The sequence below is a fragment of the Paenibacillus sp. WC2504 genome (assembly GCF_052682475.1).
Window position 1 is genome coordinate 1,870,041 of sequence record NZ_JBQZFH010000001.1, and the last position, 20,311, is coordinate 1,890,351.

General features: G+C 44.3%; 14 protein-coding genes. 13 read left to right on the top strand and 1 reads right to left on the bottom strand.

What is annotated here, in order from left to right; all coding sequences use genetic code 11:
• Window positions 1-169 precede the first annotated feature (169 nt).
• From ACUN27_RS08430 to ACUN27_RS08490, 13 genes are all read left to right on the top strand, one after another.
• Entirely contained in the window at window positions 170-1,849 is a 1,680-nt protein-coding gene (locus tag ACUN27_RS08430; RefSeq protein ID WP_326063248.1) for a sugar ABC transporter substrate-binding protein, read from the top strand.
• 86 nt (window positions 1,850-1,935) lie between these two features.
• On the top strand, window positions 1,936-2,922 hold the full coding sequence (locus ACUN27_RS08435) for an ABC transporter permease (protein ID WP_315952043.1): 987 nt from the start codon (window positions 1,936-1,938) through the stop codon (window positions 2,920-2,922).
• Between the two features lie 11 nt (window positions 2,923-2,933).
• Entirely contained in the window at window positions 2,934-3,845 is a 912-nt protein-coding gene (locus ACUN27_RS08440; RefSeq protein ID WP_326063249.1) for a carbohydrate ABC transporter permease, read from the top strand.
• 125 nt (window positions 3,846-3,970) lie between these two features.
• Window positions 3,971-5,506 carry a response regulator gene (locus ACUN27_RS08445; RefSeq protein WP_326063250.1) on the top strand — a complete coding sequence of 512 codons (1,536 nt, stop codon included), beginning with the start codon at window positions 3,971-3,973 and terminating at the stop codon, window positions 5,504-5,506.
• A gap of 17 nt (window positions 5,507-5,523) precedes the next feature.
• On the top strand, window positions 5,524-7,350 hold the full coding sequence (locus ACUN27_RS08450; protein ID WP_445558737.1) for a sensor histidine kinase: 1,827 nt from the start codon (window positions 5,524-5,526) through the stop codon (window positions 7,348-7,350).
• Complete coding sequence (locus tag ACUN27_RS08455; RefSeq protein WP_315952036.1) at window positions 7,343-8,857, top strand: response regulator transcription factor; 1,515 nt, start codon at window positions 7,343-7,345, stop codon at window positions 8,855-8,857. The genes ACUN27_RS08450 and ACUN27_RS08455 overlap by 8 nt, the downstream gene beginning before the upstream one ends.
• A gap of 172 nt (window positions 8,858-9,029) precedes the next feature.
• Window positions 9,030-10,751, top strand: a complete 1,722-nt coding sequence (locus ACUN27_RS08460) for an extracellular solute-binding protein (protein ID WP_315952034.1) — start codon at window positions 9,030-9,032, stop codon at window positions 10,749-10,751.
• 68 nt (window positions 10,752-10,819) lie between these two features.
• Window positions 10,820-11,722, top strand: a complete 903-nt coding sequence (locus ACUN27_RS08465; RefSeq protein ID WP_079412691.1) for an ABC transporter permease — start codon at window positions 10,820-10,822, stop codon at window positions 11,720-11,722.
• A gap of 38 nt (window positions 11,723-11,760) precedes the next feature.
• Window positions 11,761-12,663, top strand: coding sequence for a carbohydrate ABC transporter permease (locus tag ACUN27_RS08470; RefSeq protein ID WP_379174574.1), 903 nt, complete (start codon window positions 11,761-11,763; stop codon window positions 12,661-12,663).
• Window positions 12,664-12,746: 83 nt separating this feature from the next.
• Window positions 12,747-14,504, top strand: coding sequence for a sensor histidine kinase (locus tag ACUN27_RS08475; protein ID WP_315952030.1), 1,758 nt, complete (start codon window positions 12,747-12,749; stop codon window positions 14,502-14,504).
• Entirely contained in the window at window positions 14,497-16,116 is a 1,620-nt protein-coding gene (locus tag ACUN27_RS08480; protein WP_445558738.1) for a response regulator transcription factor, read from the top strand. The genes ACUN27_RS08475 and ACUN27_RS08480 overlap by 8 nt, the downstream gene beginning before the upstream one ends.
• Before the next feature lie 43 nt (window positions 16,117-16,159).
• Window positions 16,160-17,689, top strand: coding sequence for a glycoside hydrolase family 43 protein (locus ACUN27_RS08485; RefSeq protein WP_445558739.1), 1,530 nt, complete (start codon window positions 16,160-16,162; stop codon window positions 17,687-17,689).
• 15 nt (window positions 17,690-17,704) lie between these two features.
• Window positions 17,705-19,177: a DUF5605 domain-containing protein gene (locus ACUN27_RS08490; RefSeq protein WP_326063255.1), complete on the top strand. Its 1,473-nt coding sequence runs from the start codon at window positions 17,705-17,707 to the stop codon at window positions 19,175-19,177.
• Between the two features lie 147 nt (window positions 19,178-19,324).
• On the opposite strand, the gene ACUN27_RS08495 is transcribed toward ACUN27_RS08490, so the two are convergent.
• Complete coding sequence (locus ACUN27_RS08495; RefSeq protein ID WP_326063256.1) at window positions 19,325-20,215, bottom strand: LysR substrate-binding domain-containing protein; 891 nt, start codon at window positions 20,213-20,215, stop codon at window positions 19,325-19,327.
• Between the last annotated feature and the right edge of the window lie 96 nt (window positions 20,216-20,311).

The following is a 20,311-nucleotide window of genomic DNA, read 5'->3' on the forward strand; positions in this document are numbered from 1 at the left end:
TCTTTTCTCATTTAAAGGGCAGCATAAGCAAACCTAGATTAAAAAGTACCTTTAATTTATAGGGGGAAGACCTTTATTTTATGAATTGTAAGCGCATTCCAAGTCGATATAATTAGATATATCAATATGTAAGCGTTTAAAGGGAGATATGAAAGGGAGGAAAAAGAAAATGGCATTACTAATGAAGCGTACTACACTTCGGATGATCGTTCCTGTTTTGACTTTGAGTGTCATCTTATCAGGCTGCAATGACGCAGGCAGCGGTTCAACGGTTTCTGGCACGGCTCCAACTACCACAGGAAGCGCGGTAGCTACGCAGGGTACGGAAGCTATTAAACCGATGACGATTTCCATGTTCATTGCCAACTCCTACCAGCAGCCTACGGCTGACAATCGCATTTATAAGATGATTAAGGATAAAACAGGCGTCAGTTTGAAAATGGAATTTCTGGTCGGCGACCTCACGCAGAAACTAGGTGTTATGATTGCCGGTGGAGACTATCCGGATGTGATTACGGGCGATGACAAGCTGATCGCTGCAGGCGCGTTCGTGCCTCTGGAAGACTTGATCGAGAAGTATGCACCGAACCTGAAGAAGCATTATGCGGATGTTTGGAACCAAATAAAGGATCCGGCAAGCGGACATATCTACGCACTTCCGGGTTACAATGCATTCACTGGAACATTTACTGAAACGACTTACGAGGGCCCCGGCTTCTGGTTACAAAAAGACATTCTGAAGGAGCAGGGATGGCCGACTCCGAAGACACTGGAGGATTACTTCGCTATTATTGAAAAGGCCAAACAGCAGCACCCGGACAGGATTGGTTTCGAGACGCTGAACTTTGACTGGAGAACCTTCCCTTTGCAGAATCCGCCAGAGCACTTGGCAGGCCATCCGAACGATGGCGGGGTAATCGTAGAAAACGGTAAGGCATCCATTTTTGCTGATAAGGATATAGCTAAGAACTATTACAAGAAGCTGAACGAGATAAACAGTAAAGGACTGTTGGACAAGGAAGCACTTGTGCAGAATTATGATCAGTATTTGGCCAAGATCGCTAGCGGTCGTGTTATCGGTATGTTTGACCAGCATTGGAACTTTAGTGATGGCGAAAAGTCGTTGATTTCTCAGGGTAACTTTGGCAGCACCTACGTAGGTTTCCCATTGCTCTATCCAGGTGCGACGGAATACTACCGGGATCGTCCCGCTTTAACCATCAACCGCGGTTATGGTATTTCAGTTAAGGCCAAAGATCCGATCGCAATCATAAAATTTCTTGATAGTTTGATGACGGAAGATTGGCAGAAAACATTACAATGGGGCGTTCAAGGTCAGGACTATCAAGTAAAGGACGGGAAATATTATCGCACTCCTGAACAGCGTGATCAGCAAAATGATAATACCTGGAAGCTAGCCAATAAAGCAGAAGCGTTCTTCTTTAATTTACCCAAAATGCAGGGTACTTACATGGATGGGAACGCGACAGACCCGAACACGCAACCGCAGGAGTTCTATGATAGCTTGAAGCCAGTGGATCAGGAAGTGTTGAAGGCGTACAATCATAAGACTTGGGCCGAGTTCTTCAAAACACCGGTTGATAACCCCGTTTATTATCCAGCATGGTCCATCGACTTAATCGACGGTTCCCCGGCGAAAGTGGCCCAAACTAAGATGAACGATCTGGCAGTAAAGTATTTGCCGAAAGCCGTTTTGGCGAGCGAAGCGGATTTCGAAAAAGTCTGGAAAGAATACACCGATCAGCTTTCCAAAGCGAACGTCAAAGCCTACGAAGATCGTATCAACGATCAGATTCAATGGAGGATCAAGAATTGGAGCAGTAAATAATTCATATTCACTTACCGAGGAGCGGAGAAGACGAGCAGGTCTTCTCCGTTTATAGACGACAATTTTCGGTTTGGGAGGGATTTATAATGGCAGAAGCTATACTGAAACAAGATGCGAAAGCAGTTGTCAAGAAAAAGAAATGGATCGATCCGGAAATTGGCGTAGCATTCAGTTGGAAAACGATAAAAAGCCAAAAGCAATTGATCTTTATGTCCGTACCGATTCTGATCTATTTGGTTATTTTCAATTATGTCCCTATTTGGGGCTGGTTAATGGCCTTTCAAAATTATCGCCCGGCCTTGCCATTTTTCAAACAGAAATGGGTGGGCTTTGATCAGTTTAAATTTCTGATGGGTGATGATGTCTTCCTTCAGGTACTCCGTAATACATTAGGCATGAGCTTGATCAATTTGGTACTAGGATTTGTAACAGCGATCGTGCTGGCACTTCTTCTTAATGAAATCAAAACAAAGATATTCAAAAGCTCGGTACAGACGATTTCGTACTTACCCCACTTCTTGTCATGGGTTATTGCGGCTGGTATTGTGGCTTCCACACTGTCCGTAGAGGATGGGATCGTCAATGTCGTATTAATGAAGCTTCATATCATCAAGGAGCCAGTCATGTGGCTAAGCATCGGGCATTATTTCTGGGGCATTGTCGGTGCCGCAAACGTGTGGAAGGAAGTGGGTTGGAACACGATCATCTACTTGGCTGCGATTACTTCCATAGATCCTTCACTTTATGAAGCTGCCTCCATGGATGGAGCCAACCGGTACCAGAAAATGCGCTATGTTACGTTGCCAGGTATTAAAGCGACGTTCATTATTCTGTTAATTATGAATGTTGGCCATATCTTGGATGCGGGCTTTGAAGTGCAATACTTGTTGGGGAATGGTCTGGTTGTGGACTGGTCACAAACGATTGATATTTTCGTGTTGAAATATGGAATAGCACTTGGCAACTACTCGCTGGCGACAGCGGCGGGCATATTTAAGACGATCGTCAGCATTGTAATGGTTTTAAGTGCGAATTATATTGCGAAACGCCTTGGCGAAGAGCGGTTGTTATAAGGGGGTTGAATATGAAAACGGCTACTTTCCAGAATAATCGCTTGGAAGCGATCCTATTCAACACACTAAATGGATTTTTTATGCTCTTCTTGGTCATCGTTACCCTGTATCCTTTTCTTCATACGCTGACGGTATCTTTTAACGAAGGCAACGATACGCTGAGGGGGGGACTTTACTTATGGCCGAGGATTTGGAGCTTGCAAAATTATCGAGCCATTTTTATCTCAGGAACGATCTATCATGCTGCCTGGATTTCGGTGGCTCGAACCGTAACGCTTACTGTATTAGGCGTTTTTCTGACTTCGATGCTAGCTTATACGTTGGCTCAGCCTCACTATTTGTTTCGTAAAATCATTGGCGTATTATTCGTGCTGACCATGTATTTTAATGCTGGTTTAATCCCGAATTATTTCCTGATCAAGCAACTGGGATTGCTGAACAACTTCTGGGTGTACATTCTGCCTGGGATGGTCAGTGCGTTTAACCTAATAGTTATCCGAACTTATATCAAGTCTCTCCCAGGTAGTTTAGTTGAATCGGCGAAGATCGACGGTGCAGGAGATTTTACAATTTTTCTGCGGATCATCTTTCCACTCTGCACGCCAGTCTTGGCAACCATTGCGTTATTTATCGCGGTTGGCTCATGGAACTCCTGGTTCGACACGTTCTTGTACGCTTCTTCCGATATTAAATTAAGTACGCTGCAGTACGAGATGATGAAGCTTCTGGGTTCTACAATGAGCAGCAACAGTGATCCGGCGCTCTTAAATGGTGTCAACACGGGCCAATCCAAAGGTATGGTTACACCTGCCTCCGTTCGGGCTGCCATCACAATTGTAACTGCTGTGCCGATTTTGTTAGTTTACCCTTTCCTGCAGCGCTTCTTTGTAGTAGGTCTAAATCTGGGAAGCGTAAAAGAATAAGGGATCGCGCATTTATTGTGAAAAGCCGTTTTAGTCCGAGGACTAAAACGGCTTTTCCGTTGCTGGATCTATGGGCGGGACCGTATAATAGGTTCATATCAAAAGGGAAATCAGGTGAAACGTGAATGTTGAAGGTTCTGATTGCCGATGATGAGCCGATCATGCTTGAAGGGTTACGATTGCTGGTTGATTGGCATAAGCTTGGATTTGAAATCTATGCAGAGGCGCTAGATGGGGAGGATGCTCTACAGCTAGTAGAGGAAAACTGCCCTCATCTGATCATAACGGATATTCGGATGCCGGTCATTGATGGCTTGGAATTAATTGAAAAGGTTTATATGCGTTTTCCAGATACAAAATTTATCGTGCTAAGCGGCTACGCTGATTTTCAATATGCACAGCAGGCTATGAAATTCGGTGTTTCCAATTATTTGACGAAGCCCTTGGACGAATCGGAATTAGAGCGTGCAGTTCATGAGGTTGCGGAGGAGATTCATGCGGAGGAAACGCGACGTGCTCTGCAGCGCTCTATCATTGATCGTAGTCGTGCTGAAACGGTTTCACGGCTTTTGATGGGAGACGTCAGAAAGGAATGGGTGGACAAGGCGCGGAGCCTGCTGAAACTACACGAGCAATCTAGAATTCGCTGTATCTATCTTGTTTGTAGCAATTTGGAGGATAGAGAACAAGAGCAGATCAGTCTGTTTCAGCGTCTACGGGTAGCCGGAGAGTCGGAGGCCTTGACGGAAGTAAGTGTTTATCCGTTCGTGCTAGGTACTAACAGGTATGGTTTTATTCTTGCCATGGACTCCAAGGAATCTGTATTAACAATCCCGTTTATAGATCGTTTCGTATCACATATCCAAAAAGAATGCGGGGAGAACTTTTCTTTTGCAATCAGCAGTGAGGTTAAAGGGGTTTTATCATTAAGCAGAGCCTATCAGGAAGCGCTTACAGCAGAAGTGTGCAAATATCCCTCCAATCTTCCCAAGGTCTACTATTATCACGACAAAATGTCAGAGGAATCTTCATCGATCCTTGAAGTAACCAAAGCATCACTGATCCATGCCATCAACTACGGCAACGTAGATGCCGTTCATACTCTTATGATTGAATTATTTATAACTTTATCTTCTTCGGAAGCATGGGCGGCGGCAAACTTGTCTACGCTGAAGCTGGAGATTCTTCAAGAACTGGCCCAACAGGGAGCAGATATCGAAAATTGGACCCGAAGATGGTTTGCATCGCCTCTTCCGAAAAATTTGGGAGAACTGAAAAGCAGATTGTTGAAAGAGTTTCTTGAAGCAGCAGAATGGAACGTAAGCGAGAAAGGTGCTCGTATCGATGATCTTGTTTCTGCTGCTGAGGCTTACGTTAAACAGCATTACCAAGGAAAGCTGCAGCTTCAACACGTGGCTGAATATCTCCATGTGAATGCGGCTCACTTGGGTCAACGCTTTAAAAAGCAGCGTGGCCTGGCATTCAATGAGTACGTGCACACCGTTCGCATAACGGAGGCCAAGAAGCTCCTGCTCCGTACCGAGATGAAAATAACCGAAATCGCCCAAATGGTGGGGTATTCAGATCCTGAGCAGTTTGGTGCGAAGTTCAAAGCTTTGACCGGCGTAATCCCTTCATCGTACAAAAAAGCCGAGAAATAACCTATAGGAGATCGACAATGAACCGGAAATGGAAGCTTTTCAGCCATATCGTCAATGACATACCGCTAAAATATAAGTTTCTATTTATCTATCTTTTGTGCGTCTTACTCCCAATTATGAGCATCAATATCCTGTTCTATATGCAAAATAGCCGGGATACGCAAAGTCGAGAGAGGGAAAATCTGCAGATTTCTTTGGATCGGGCAGCTTATGAGCTCACCCAGATCGTGAACGAAAGCGTAGCGATCGGTAACACCGTAGCGGCAGATCGTACTTTTAACGGAAAGTTGGAAGCCTCCTATTCCGACTTGTCAATCTACTATGAGACTTATGACAGCTACTTGCGTGACAAGCTGCGTCCGTATACGGATCAGTATCCGTACATCTCCTGGCTAGGGGTCTTTACCACGAACCCGACAATTGGAAGCGGAGGAAGCTATTTTGTATTGAAGGATAGCGACAAACAGAGCGAATGGTACCGGAAACTGACCGATACGAAAGAGAAGGTGGTCGTCGCCTCTTACTTGGATATGAACCCGATGAACCCACAGCAAAAGAGGGTGTATGTGAGCATTATTCGCAAGCTGGAGAATTTTCCGGATTTGATGACTTACACAAAATATCTACGAGTGGATTTGCAGCTGGACAAGGTGCAGGAGCTTTTTAACAAGGAGCAGAACTATCTACAATTCAAACTTGTTAATGCTAACAATAGAGTTGTTCTTGATTCAAACCTCTCTTACATTGCGAAGGAAAACCTTCTGCCCCCTTTAGCCAAAGAATACTTAGACTCGTCGAATAACGAGGCAAATGGCAATTTCATCAGCAGCTTGGGAACTGCCAGCTATCTTAGTGGGTGGAAATTAATTGGGATTCCAGAACGAGCGCGATTTCAACAAAAGCAGAATGCAGTAATAAAATTCGGCATTGTACTCACCTTGTGTAGTACAGTAATTCCGACGGTTCTCATTTTTACTATTCTTCAATCCTACAATCTGAGAGTCAGACGGCTCTCCAAACATATGCAATGGGTTAAAAATGAGCGTTTCGAGCCTATTAACATGTATGAAGGTAAGGATGAGATTGGAGGATTATTGCGCAGCTTTAATCTGATGACGGTGAAAATCCGCAATCTGATTAACGATGTCTACAAGCTGGAGATCCAGAAGAAGGACTTGGAATTGGAAAGAGTACGGGCGGAGTTGAATTTTCTGCAGAGCCAGGTAGATCCGCATTTCCTGTTTAATACACTCAACGCTATTCTGGTGGTATGCAAGAAGCATCGATATGAGCATGTTACGGATATTATTCGTAGCCTTTCGCAAATTCTGCGAAGGCTGCTCAGCTGGAAGGATGATCTGGTGACGATTGAAGAGGAAATTAGCTTTATTAAGATGTATCTACAGATTGAGAAATTCAGATTTCAGGATCGATTTACCTATGAGATAGATATCGATCCGAAGATACTTTTCTGCCGGATTCCCAAAATGAGCATTCAAACTCTGGTAGAGAATGCTTGCAAACACGGGCTTCAATCGGTGAAGGGGGACCGGAGGATTCACATTTCAGCAGGGTTGGATGACCGTTATCTGATAATCAGGGTCAAAGATAACGGGATTGGTATGGATGCTGCCAAGCTGAACAGCATTCTCCAGAACTTGCATGTGGAAGAAGAGGCAGGAAAAAGCATCGGCCTGAGAAACGTGTATAAGCGGTTGAATCTTTTTTACAATGATCGTTCCTTGTTTTTGATTGACAGCAAAGCGTATGAACAGACGTCCGTTACCATTCAAATCCCTATTGGTCTAATCTTGTCACAGGAGGAGGCAGCTGAACATGTGTAAAGTATTGTTTGTCGATGATGAGCCGATTGCACTTGAAGGAATTCGGATGTTAGCCGATTGGGAAGGGCTAGGGTTTGAGGTATGTGGCATGTGCTCCGACGGGGAAGAAGCGCTGCGACTGATTATAAATTGTCGACCTTCACTTGTCATTACGGATATTCGGATGTCTGTGATAGACGGACTGGAACTGATTCGTCAGACTCAGCTGTTGTCGGAGACGTATAGGCCGATTTTCATCATCATGAGTGGCTACGGCGACTTCAAATATGCACAGTCAGCACTGCGATACGGAGTACGTCATTATCTGCTCAAACCTATTATGGATGATGAATGGGAGATCACCCTAGGGGAGGTGATGGAGGAACTTGCATCCCGACAACAGGTGATTAATCGACAGGAAATGACAAGTGGTCAATTGTTTTCAATGATGATTGCTCCCATTCTCCGGGGGGAGTTGGAAGGGCTGGACGAAAGTATATCTAAGCAGATCGGAGAGTTGGATCAGGAAGCCAAAGGATGGAGATGTATCTTAATAGAGGGGATGAACGAAGAGGAATTGGCATCTTGTAGTTCCTATATTGTTCCTCCAAAAGCAATGTTAGTTGATCTTATGCCTGGCCAGATTTGCCTCGTGGTGGACTGTGCTGAGGATGTTCGGGAACTGGCTGGGAAAGTTTATAACGGACTTAGACAGCATGGCGTGGCGATATGCGTATCGATTGGCCCCCCCGTTCGGTTTCTCCGAGATTTGAATGTATCCTATTCGGGCGCGCTGGAGGCATCCGTCCACCATTTTTTTTATGATAGTGAGGGACTTGTTGATTATGAGACTGCCGATAGGTTGGAGTTTAGTTATAATCTTGGGATGATGGCGACATTGGAGGAACTGCTTGGTGCTGCGGAACGACTACAGGAGCAGGAGGCAGCCAGTATTTTAAAACAAGTATTCGCTTTGTTCCAAAACGACAAGATCGCTCCGGAGATGGTGCGCATGCTCTGTGTACATGTGGTCCTGAAGAGTATGGATGTGCTGCGGGAGTTGGAAGTGGCATCCATGGATATGTGGCCGATGTTCCGCAATCTGCTGCAAACCGGTCCTAAATCGCTGACGACTTTGGAGCAATCTGTGTGGAGTTATCTGGCCGAATATATGCGAAGGTTGAGAGAACGTAGGGAATCCAGCTCGGGCCATCCACTGTATGGAATTGAACGCTACATTCAGGAAAATTATAAGTCCCCCTTAACAATAAAAGAAATCGGAAAACGCTTTTATATGAATCCCGTATATCTGGGCCATGCGTTCGTAAAGAAGTATGGTGTTGGTATTATTGAATATATCCATGATCTTCGAATCAATGAGGCTAAGAACATGCTGACGGAATCTGCTGCCACGATTCGCTCCATTGCAGAGGGAGTCGGTTACGTGCATTATCATCATTTTCTAAGAGAGTTTGAGAAGCGGGTGCAAGAAAAGCCGGTGGAGTACAGGGAAAAGAATGCTGAGTAGTACCCGTTAATTTTATAGGGCTTTGTACACAATGATTGCGCTTACAATACAACAAGATCTGGTAAGTAAAGTAAAGAGTTGTACATTGTTTAGTTGTTATACCAACCCTATAATGAAAACATAACACGTCACTGCAGTGATAGCTTTAAATACTCAATATAGGGGGATGTACATGAAGCTAAAACACCACAAAATGAAAGCGTTGTCTGTATCCTTACTTGCTGTAACAACGCTCATTTCGGCTTGCACCAGCCAGAACAATTCAACGAGTACTGAACAGAAGGAAGCAGTGAGCACAGCCGGAACTACCGATGTGAAAAGTGCAAATATAGAACCGCTTGGCAAGTATGATCCACCAATTGAGGTGTCGTTTGTAAGGAACCTTAGCGATGTAGTTGAGAATAACGTACTCGGTGTGCTAAAAGGCGAAACGTTTGAAGACAACCGATGGACACGTCTATATAAGGAACAGCTCGGAATCAATATTAAAAACAATTGGGTCGTAAAAGGGAGCGATACTTCTGATCAGTATTTACAGAAACTGAATGTAACGCTGGCTTCTGGCGATCTGCCTGATATTATTCCAGTGAACGCAACTCAGTTAAAGCAATTAGCAGATTCTGGTCAAATCGAAGATATGACAGCTTTATATGAGAAATATGCGGCTCCCCTAACCAAAGAGATCTTATCGCAAGAGGGAAAAAGCCCATTCGATGCGGCTACGATTGATGGCAAGCTGATGGCGATCCCGCAGGTCGACTCCTCGCTTGAACGCGCTATGTTTATTTGGATTCGTACGGATTGGCTGAACAAATTAGGCTTACAGCCGCCAAAGACGATGGCTGATGTTCAAACCATTTCAAAAGCATTTGCTGAGAAGGACCCGGATGGCAATGGAAAAAAAGATACATTTGGCCTCGGTTTAAACAAAGCCTTGTGGGGAGGAGCTATAGGCTTAGAGGGGTTCATGGCTGGGTATAAGGCTTATCCGAATTTGTGGATTACCGATGCATCCGGAAAACTGATGTTTGGCGGTATTCAGCCGGAAGTTAAGAAAGCGCTTCAAGCCCTTCAAGTTATGTTTAAGAATGGAGAAATCGATCAGGAATTCGGGATTAAAGACGGTGGCAAGGTATCTGAGCAAATAGCTGCGGGCAAGATCGGAATGGAGTATGGCGAACAGTGGAACTCCATCTGGCCGCTTCAATTGAACCGTAACAATGACCCGAATGCACAATGGCGGGCATTCCCGATCGTTTCGGAATCCGGCGATACACCTAAAGTTCCTTTGAGGTTCAGTACAAGCAAGTTTTTTGCAGTGAAAAAGGGTTTCAAGCATCCTGAGGCGGTTATCAAGCTGTTCAATATGCATCTGGAGAAAAACTTTGGCAAAACAGCGGAGTTTGACAAATACTATGCACCGCCGGAAGCAGAAAGCGTATGGCAGCTGTCGCCGGTAACTCCGAGCCCGGTCAAGAAAAATGTAGAGGCATTCAGAGCGATCGATGCGGCACGTAAAGCGAACGACTTCTCGACCCTGAAGGGAGAAGCTAAAACGATTCAAGGCAAGATAGAGGCTTTCAATTCGGGTTCAAAAGAAGGGTTTGCCTTGTGGGGTTGGGAACGCATTTATGGTCCGGAAGGCTCTGAAGGTGTCGTTGACCAGTACGATAAAAATAGTCAATTCCTGATGGATAAATTCGTAGGTGCACCTACGCCAACGATGGTTGAGCGGAAATCGACTTTAGAAAAATTGATGAATGAGACTTACACCAAAATTATTATGGGCGGCTCTGTAGATGAATTCGATAAGTTTGTGAAAGACTGGACTAAGCTAGGCGGCGAGCAAATTACAAAAGAAGTCAATGAATGGTATGCAGCAACGAAGAAGTAGATGCGGGCAGAGGACGGGTTAACCATCCTTCCTCTGCTTTTTATGCATTAAATAATGGAGGTTATTTTATGGGTATCGGGAAAATGTGGAGAGAGCTTCCGCTGCATCTAATGATGTTACCGGGATTAGTACTCATTGTGCTATTCTCATATGTCCCAATGGCGGGAATTATCATTGCATTTCAAAAATTTATCCCTGCAAAGGGATTATTTGGTGACCAGCGATGGGTCGGGTTGGATAATTTCAGATATGTCATGAACCTGCCCAGCTTTAATCAGGTCCTGTGGAATACCCTCTTTATTTCAAGTCTTAAGCTTATTCTAGGCTTAATCGTGCCGATTATTTTCGCCATTCTTCTTAACGAATTGAAGAATGAGGTCATTAAAAGAAGCGTGCAAACGACCATCTATTTACCCTATTTCCTCTCTTGGGTTGTTCTAGGAGGAATACTAATCGATATTCTATCGCCATCTACTGGTATTGTTAACCAATTATTAGGTGCTTTCGGTTTGAATAAGATATTTTTCCTTGGAGACAATCATTGGTTTCCGTTTACACTCATTTCATCGGATATATGGAAAAATTTTGGTTATGGGACTATCGTGTATTTGGCGGCTATCACGGGCATTGACCCTGGCTTATACGAATCTGCCACGATTGACGGCGCAAACCGCTGGCATAAGATATGGCATATCACGATTCCAGGCATGCGAATGGTCATTGTCTTGTTGTCAGTTCTCAGTTTAGGACAGCTTTTGAACGCAGGCTTCGATCAAGTGTTCAATTTATATAGCCCTCAGGTGTATGAAAGCGGCGATATTCTGGATACTTTTGTATATCGGATCGGATTATTGGATGCTCAATACGGTGTAGCAACGGCCGTCGGACTATTCAAGTCGCTAGTTTCACTTATTTTAATTTCAAGTTCTTACTTTGTGGCATATCGGTTTGCAAAATATAGAATCTTCTAGGAGGAGGGAAAACCGTGGTACAACCAACACCCAGTTCTGTGTCTGATACTTATCTCCGGGTACCCAAAAGTCGAATCCGATTCGAGTGGTTTTCCGTTCTGAATGTATCTTTTCTTATCATCGTATCGTTAATTTGTGTTCTCCCGTTAATTCATATCATTGCTATCTCGTTTAGTTCAAGTACGGCAGCCGCAGCAGGTCATGTAAAACTGTGGCCGGTTGACTTTACATTAGCCTCTTACAAGTTTACGGCTAGTCGGCAAGCATTTTGGCAATCCATGCTTGTATCCTTGGAGCGCATCGCGATCGGGACGCCGTTAAATTTGATTTTAACCATCCTCGTCGCATTTCCTTTATCCAAGGAAACGAAGGCGTTTCGCATGCGAATGGTTTATGCTTGGATTTTCTTTATTACGATGCTCTTTCATGGTGGTTTGATCCCTTGGTATTCGACACTTAAGCAATACAATATGCTGGATACAATTTGGGCGCTCGTGCTGCCCGGTGCGGTTCCCGTATTCAGCGTGGTTCTGCTGCTTAATTTCTTTCGAGAGGTGCCGAAGGAGCTGGAGGAGGCAGCGGTCATGGACGGTGCAAGCTATTGGACGACACTCTGGAAAATCTATGTGCCGATATCCATGCCTGCTCTTGCAACGCTTGCCTTATTTTCCATGGTTGAACATTGGAACAGTTGGTTTGATGGCCTCCTGCTTATGGGAGACCCGAGCCATTATCCGCTCCAGAGCTACATTCAAACGATCGTCATTCAACAAAATTTAACGAATATATCACGTGATGAAGCCTTGAATATGGCTCTCATTTCTGATCGGACGCTGAAAGCTTCACAGATCTTCTTGGGCTCCCTTCCCATTATCTTGGCGTATCCTTTCCTGCAGAAGTATTTTGTTAAAGGGATTGTCCTTGGCAGCGTTAAGGGGTAGTGCATAGATGGCTTCCTAACAAATGCTTAGGAAACTTACAAGCTTCAGGCTATAATGGAAGAAAAAAGTTGGGGGCTTGTACCTTGATCAACCGTCAGCCATTTACTTTACGGAACACGATTTTCCTTCGGCTGCTCAGCACTTTTTTGCTTATCATGCTGCCGATTTTATTATTTGGTGTCTACCTGTATAACTGGATCGTCCAGACGGCAAGCGAAGACATCTCCAAAACGGCGGTGTCCCAACTAACCTTCTATATCAACGATCTTGAGAAAGAGATAGAACGGATGAAGCTGCTGCAGTTTGGCGTTATCGAGGACGAAGATCTCAACGAACTGACGCTGACTTGGGACACGATGGATGTGTTTAAACGCACTGAAAAAATTAACTCACTGCGAAAACGGCTTTATGCCATTCAAAACAGCAGTCCTTATATTAAAAATGTAAGTGCTCATATTTATCCGATATCCAAAACGATTTCATCCGCCAATGGCCCAAGCGAATTTGATACCGAACGGTACAATGGCTTGCGCTCAGCTTTGAGCAGTCGAAATAACCAGATCATGGAGTGGAATGGCGGATTATTTTTAAGTGCTGCCAAGCAGGGAGTAACCAATGGGAATCAACCGTTGTTCATTATTGAAATTGAACTGGATCAGGAGAGACTGCAGGAGGCGTTAGGCCAGTTTAACACCTATCCCGGAAGTGGAACATTGATGACCAAGGAGAATACCAGTGTTATTCTCACGAGTGGATCTTTAGAGCACTTATGGCAGGATATACCGGCCACCATTGCACAGATCAAACAAAATCCAGTTCACAGTACAGGAACCTTTACAATCTCGGGAAGCCGATATTATACGGCAATTGCAAGCTCTGATTATTTAAATATGTCTATTTACCGGTTTATTCCAGAGCAAATAATTAAGAAGCCGCTAGACAAGTTTTATCTGTGGGCCTGGTTATTTATTTTTGTTGCTGTTGTCATCATTGGAATTTATGCATTCTCCACCTACAAATTTATTCACAAACCGTTGTTAACGTTAGTTAAGAGCTTTCGGCGTATGGAAAATGGGGATCTGGATGTGAATATCCAGCACGAGTCTAAGGATGAGCTCGGTTACTTGTATGGCCGATTTAACCAAATGGTCACCAATCTTGGCTCTTTGATCGATCAGGTGTATAAGCAGAAAATTATGACACAACGGGCGGAGCTGAAGCAGCTTCAATCGCAGATTAATCCACATTTTCTATACAACAGTTTCTTTATCCTGAGGACGATGGCGAAAATTGGAGACGTTGAAAGGATCGGACAGTTCGTCACACAGCTTGGTGAATATTTCCAATTTGTTACCAGAAATGCATCTGACGAAGTGCTGCTGAAACAAGAGATTCACCATGCCAGAATGTACACGGAGATTCAGGAATTACGCTTCTCTCGGCGTATTCGGGTACAATTTGACGCTCTCCCGCGGGGAATTGAACAGGTGTCCGTACCACGTTTAATTGTGCAGCCGATTATCGAGAATGCATTTGAACACAGTTTGGAACAAATGAAACGCAGTGGAAATATTATGATTCGTTTCGAATTGGAAGAGACTGAGATACGAATCATTGTGGAGGATAATGGTGATAGCTTGACGGATGAGACATTGGAACGTCTCTCGGACACGCTGGATAACGGTGATGAACATGCGGAGACGACGGGTTTGGTGAATATTCACCGCCGTGTCAAAATGACGTTCGGTGAAGCATACGGTCTACGAATAAGCCGAAGCGAGCTGGGGGGATTGAAAGGTATCATTTCTATTCCTTATCAAGGTGGTGCTGCTCATGATTAGAATGCTGATCGTTGATGATGAGGAAATCATTACAGACGGACTGTTTGACGTATTTAGCCAACTGAATCTCAATCTTGATTTGTATAAAGCCTATTCCGGTGAAGAAGCGCTGGATTGGATGAATACCACAAGAGTGGACATCGTGATGTCCGATATTCGTATGCCCGGGATGGATGGTCTCGAGCTAATGAGAAACATACGCAGTAATTGGCCGCATTGCAAAATTATTTTTTTAACCGGGTACAATGACTTTGATTATGTCTACCAAGCGATTCAATCACCTGGAGTTAGTTATCTTCTTAAGAGTGAAGAATACGATAAGATTATCAAGGCCGTAACAGATGCGATTCATGAACTGGAAAACAGTTTAAAGTTCCACGATCTAGTCAACCAATCGAGAGAAAAGCTTACTACACTCGAAACCCTTGCTCAAGGGAATTATTTCCGTTATTTGCTTCAAGGAACAAGAACAACGGAGGAGTTAGTCGTTGATTTCCGTAATCTGGGCATTGCTCTTGATCCAACTTTGCCCATCCTTGTGGCGTTGGCTAACCTGCAAAGAACGAACACACATCATACCTTTGCGGAAAGTCAGAATGCAGCACTTGCTGTCAAATTTTTGGCAGAGACATTTTTGGAAGAACGCACAAACAGTCTTGGAATCTTAGATCAATACGGCGACCTCGTCTGGCTTGTTCAACCCAAGCTTGCCCAAGTTAGGGATTCGGAAGAAGCCTATTCCCGCACGGTCAAATTTCTAGAGGGACAATTTGAGCTTATGCAGCAAGCTTGTCATGATTCTTTGGGAATTACTTTTGCTATAACGCTTTGCGCCGATACCTGCGAATGGAAGCAGCTTTCTGAGATATACGATCGAATGAGAAGTGAGCAGTACTGGCGAGCGGGAGACGGTGCCCAGATGGTTCAAACAGTCACCTTGGAAACCATTGGAACCGCGGCTAACTCAAGAACGCTGAGAGAAAAGGCGGAGTCCTTGGCGATTCATCTAGAAGGTGGAAATAGAGAGGGATATCTCCATCTGTTCAACGAACTAATGAAAACAGCCTTTGATGAACGAGGAAATGGCGGACCTTTCGCCCTGGAATTGTATTACACGATTGCTCTCAATTTATTATCCTATATTAACCGTTGGGAGCTGCACGATAAGGTTGGAACAACCGGGCTTATGCAAAGAGATAGGCATTCATCTTGGCAAGATAGCTATGAGTTTTTGAAACAGACCGCAGAGTCCTTGTTCAATCTTCGATTGAGTGTAGAACGCAATAGAGCAGCAGCGGTGATAGAGAAGATCCGGTTGTACATTGAGGAGCATCTGGGTGAAGACTTGTCTCTCGTACGTTTAGCTAGCGTGATACACTTCAATCCGTCCTATTTATCGCGGCTTTTTAAGCAGGAAAGTGGCGTCAATCTATCTGAATATATTGATGAAGTTAGAATGGAGAAAGCCAAAAATTTGCTCAAGAAGGATGAACTTAAAATTGCTGAAGTGGGTGTTCAGGTAGGGTATGAAACCCCACACTCTTTTACTCGATTTTTCAAAAAATCAACCAGTATGACTCCAGCGGAGTATCGTGAGATTGTAAGGAAATAAGCGTATTGGGATTAGCAATTTTTAAGTATTAGGAGAGTTAGCGATGGAGAATGTGACGATAACGAACCCGATTATCTGGGCGGATGTTCCGGACCCTTGCGTTATTAGAGTAGGAACGGCCTACTATATGGTAAGCACAAGCATGCATGCAATGCCTGGATGCCCGATTATGAAGTCTGAGAATTTGAAGGATTGGAAGATCGTGAACTACGTTTACGATACCTTAGAGGATAATGACGCCAACAATTTGCTGGATGGGAAAGGCATTTACGGTAAAGGGTCATGGGCGGCAAGTTTACGGCATCATAATGGCACGTTCTATGTGTGTTTCTCAAGTAATGATATGAACCAGTTCTACATCTATCGGACAGCAGATATCGAGAACGGGAAGTGGGAGCGATCTGTCATTGCAGGAATACATCATGATCCAAGTCTGCTGTTTGACGATGGCAGGGTTTATGTCATTCACGGCAACGGTAGTATTCGCATTACGGAACTGACATCTGATGTGATGACAGTAAAATCTGGAGGTATCGATCAGCGGCTCTTCGAGACGGAACGTGACGGCATCATGCTGCGATGCGAGGGGTGCCATGCGTATAAGCTGAACGGTTATTATTATTTGTTTTTCATTGAATGGCCCAATACCGGAAATCGACGTCGTAGGCAGCTTTGTTACCGATCCAGGGAGTTGCTCGGTGTTTATGAGCATAAAGTGATTCTTGATGACGACATGGGATATCGCAATCATGGTATCGCTCAAGGAGGCATCGTGGATACACCGCAGGATGAGTGGTATGCCTTATTCTTTCAAGATCATGATGCTGTGGGGAGAATTCCCATTGTGCTTCAAGTTACTTGGGTGGAGGACTGGCCGGTCATTGGGATGGAAGGTAAAGTGCAAGTTTCATTCCAGGCGCAATTCCCGAGCACGGCACCTACGGCGCCTACCCAATTGGTCATTAGCGATGAGTTCGACTATAACGAAAATAAATTGCTGCTTAATTGGCAATGGAATCATAATCCGGATAACCGCCTATGGTCTGTGATCGCGCGTCCAGGCTGGTTGCGATTAGAGACGGGGAATATTACCGACAGTATCCTATTAGCACGCAATACATTGACGCAGCGGACAGAGGGTCCTGTATGCATCGGCATTACGGCAATGGATGTTTCCCATATGAAGCCGGGTGATCATGCTGGAATGGTTGCACTTCAAAATCATTTCGGAACAGTCGGTATTCAAATCGCAGCGAACGGCGAGCGATATATTGCGATGTGTGTTAATGGAGGCGACGGTAGTGAAGAAGCGGTCGAGCGGATTCTATACGAGGATAGTTTGATTTACTTGAAGATTCATTTCAATTTTGAAAATAGTACGGATCTTGCAAGCTTTTACTACTCAGCTGATGGTGAAGAATGGAAGAAAATCGGATCTCCGTTGAAGATGAAGTATACCTTGGATCATTTTATGGGCTATCGGATCGGGTTGTTTAATTATGCGACCAAGCAGGTTGGCGGGCATGCTGATTTTGATTTCTTTCGATTTGATAAGGTGGAAAGTACTATTTAGAGGAGAGGCAGACCTATGACCTTCGCTCAAATCAGGCCAACAAACGAACAAGTTGAACAATGGGATATCTTTGAGCTAGTGTTTTTTGCTTCATATGACGGAAATCCTTTTATTGAAGTATCTCTATCCGCCGAGTTTTACTCAGGTAACCATTCAGTGAATGTGATGGGATTCTATGATGGCGAAGGCATATTTCGTATTCGATTCATGCCGACAACCTTGGGAGATTGGAGTTATCGTACATCTAGTAATGTAGTAGCACTCGATGGACAGGTTGGTGGCTTTGTCTGTGTAGAATCATCTCCAGATAATCATGGTCCAGTTCGAGTAAGTGATACATTCCACTTTGCCTACGCAGACGGCCTCCGATATCTACCGGTAGGTACAACCTGCTACGCCTGGACACATCAGCCCGCTAATCTTGAAGAACAAACCCTATCGACGTTGAAGGCTTCCCCATTCAATAAGCTGAGAATGTGCGTATTCCCGAAATCTTATCAGTTTAATGTAAACGAGCCCATGTACTATCCTTTCGAAGGCTCACTGGAGGAAGGTTGGGACTATAGCCGATTTAATCCGGTGTTTTTCCAGCATCTTGAGCAGAGGATCGCTGATCTTGGTAAGCTCGGTATAGAGGCGGATCTCATTTTATTCCATCCGTATGATCGATGGGGTTTCTCACAGATGCCGTTGGAAGTCGATGAAAGATATCTTCGATATCTCACAGCACGTCTTGCCGCATACCGGAATGTATGGTGGTCACTAGCCAATGAGTTTGATTTAATGAATTCTAAAAAAGAGGAAAACTGGGAGTACTATGCCGAAATCGTGACATCAAGCGATCCGGTCGGTCATCTCATTTCCAATCATAATTGTCTCCGATTCTACGATTACAGCAAACCTTGGGTAACTCATTGTAGTATACAACGAATCGACATGTATAAAACGGCAGAAGAAACGACTGAATGGCGTAACAAGTGGCATAAGCCGATTATCGTAGACGAATGTGCTTATGAAGGGGACATCGAACACGGTTGGGGAAACATCACAGGGGAAGAACTAACCCGTCGATTCTGGGAAGGTGCTGTTCGTGGCGGTTATGTTGGGCATGGAGAGACCTATTATAATGAGAAGCAAGTTCTATGGTGGTCAAAGGGAGGCGAACTTGCAGGTACAAGTCCTGAGAGAATCGCTTTCCTTCGCCGAATCATTGAACAAAGTCCAGGTGGCATATTGAATCCACTGCCTTCTTCCTGGGATTTGCCTTGTGCAGGCGTGAAGGATGAATATTACTTGTACTACTTTGGTTTCAATCAGCCGCGTTACCGGCATTTCAAACACGAGTCCGGTGTCTCCTATCGTGTAGAAGTAATTGATACATGGAATATGACGATAACCAAGTTGCCAGGCATTTTCGAAGGGGCGTTCCGTGTTGAACTTCCTGGGCGTCAATATATGGCGGTTAGATTAGTCGCATCGATAAATTGATCTTGAAAAGCAAAAGAATAGCTTATAGCGCAAGAGCTGCATTGATGCAGCTCTTTTTTTGTTTCATCACCGATGAAAGTCGACATGGCAAATATAAATAAGTCGAGTGACAACAACTAGATGCTACTGGGGAGGCTAGGTCCAGTTTTAAAACTGCATCGTTTTGAAGAAATGAATCCATTCCTGAAGAATCGGTGTGACAAAACGATTTCGGCTATAGATGAAAAACAGGCTGCGACTCATCGTCTCAGAGTTTAAACTTTTAAAAATTAATTGTCCGCTTCGAACCTCATCCTCAACAGCTAATCGGGACAAAATGGAAATCCCCAATCGACACTGAATCGCTCGTTTGATTGCTTCCGTTGTTCCAAGCTCCAGCCCGTCCTTACAGCTTATATTGTTCCGATCGGCCCAAAGCTCCATCATTCTGCGTGAAGCCGAGTCTTGTTCCCGCAAAATCCATAACTCATTTTGCAAAAGCTCTGACTCAATCGTGTCTGCAAGTGCCAGTGGATGATCGGGATACATGACCAAGCCTAGCTCATCGTTAACCATAGGGATGGCGACAAGTTCAGGATCGCTTACTTTATGCTCGGCTACCAGCCCAAAATCGATTTCCAACTTTTTAACCAAGTCTATAATCTGTGGAGAATTATGCACTTGGATGGCGATGTTTACATGTGGGTAAGCTTGGCGCATTTCCCCCAGCAGCTTTGGAAGAAAGTAGGTTGCTGGGGTATTGCTCGATCCAATTATAATCTTCCCTTTTTTAAATTGCAGATAGTCGGTTAATACTTGCTCCGCCTCCTCGGACAACGAAATGATTCGGGTGGCGTAATGCAGAAGGGCTTTGCCTTCTTCCGTGAACAGGACCATCTTATGCTTGTGAATAAAAAGGCGGACACCTGTTGATTGCTCCAACTTCTTCATATGAAAGGTAACGGAAGGCTGCTTGATTTTCAGCTTTTTCGCGACGAGCGTCAATCTCTTATATTCCGCGAGTAAGACTAAAATTTTCAATTGCTGCAAATTAAACATAACTCCAGCTCCTCAAGTATAGATGTTATCTATACAATACTGCGAAAATGTCATGACTTCGTTAAATTTATATTAATTTGCAGTTAATTTCATGAT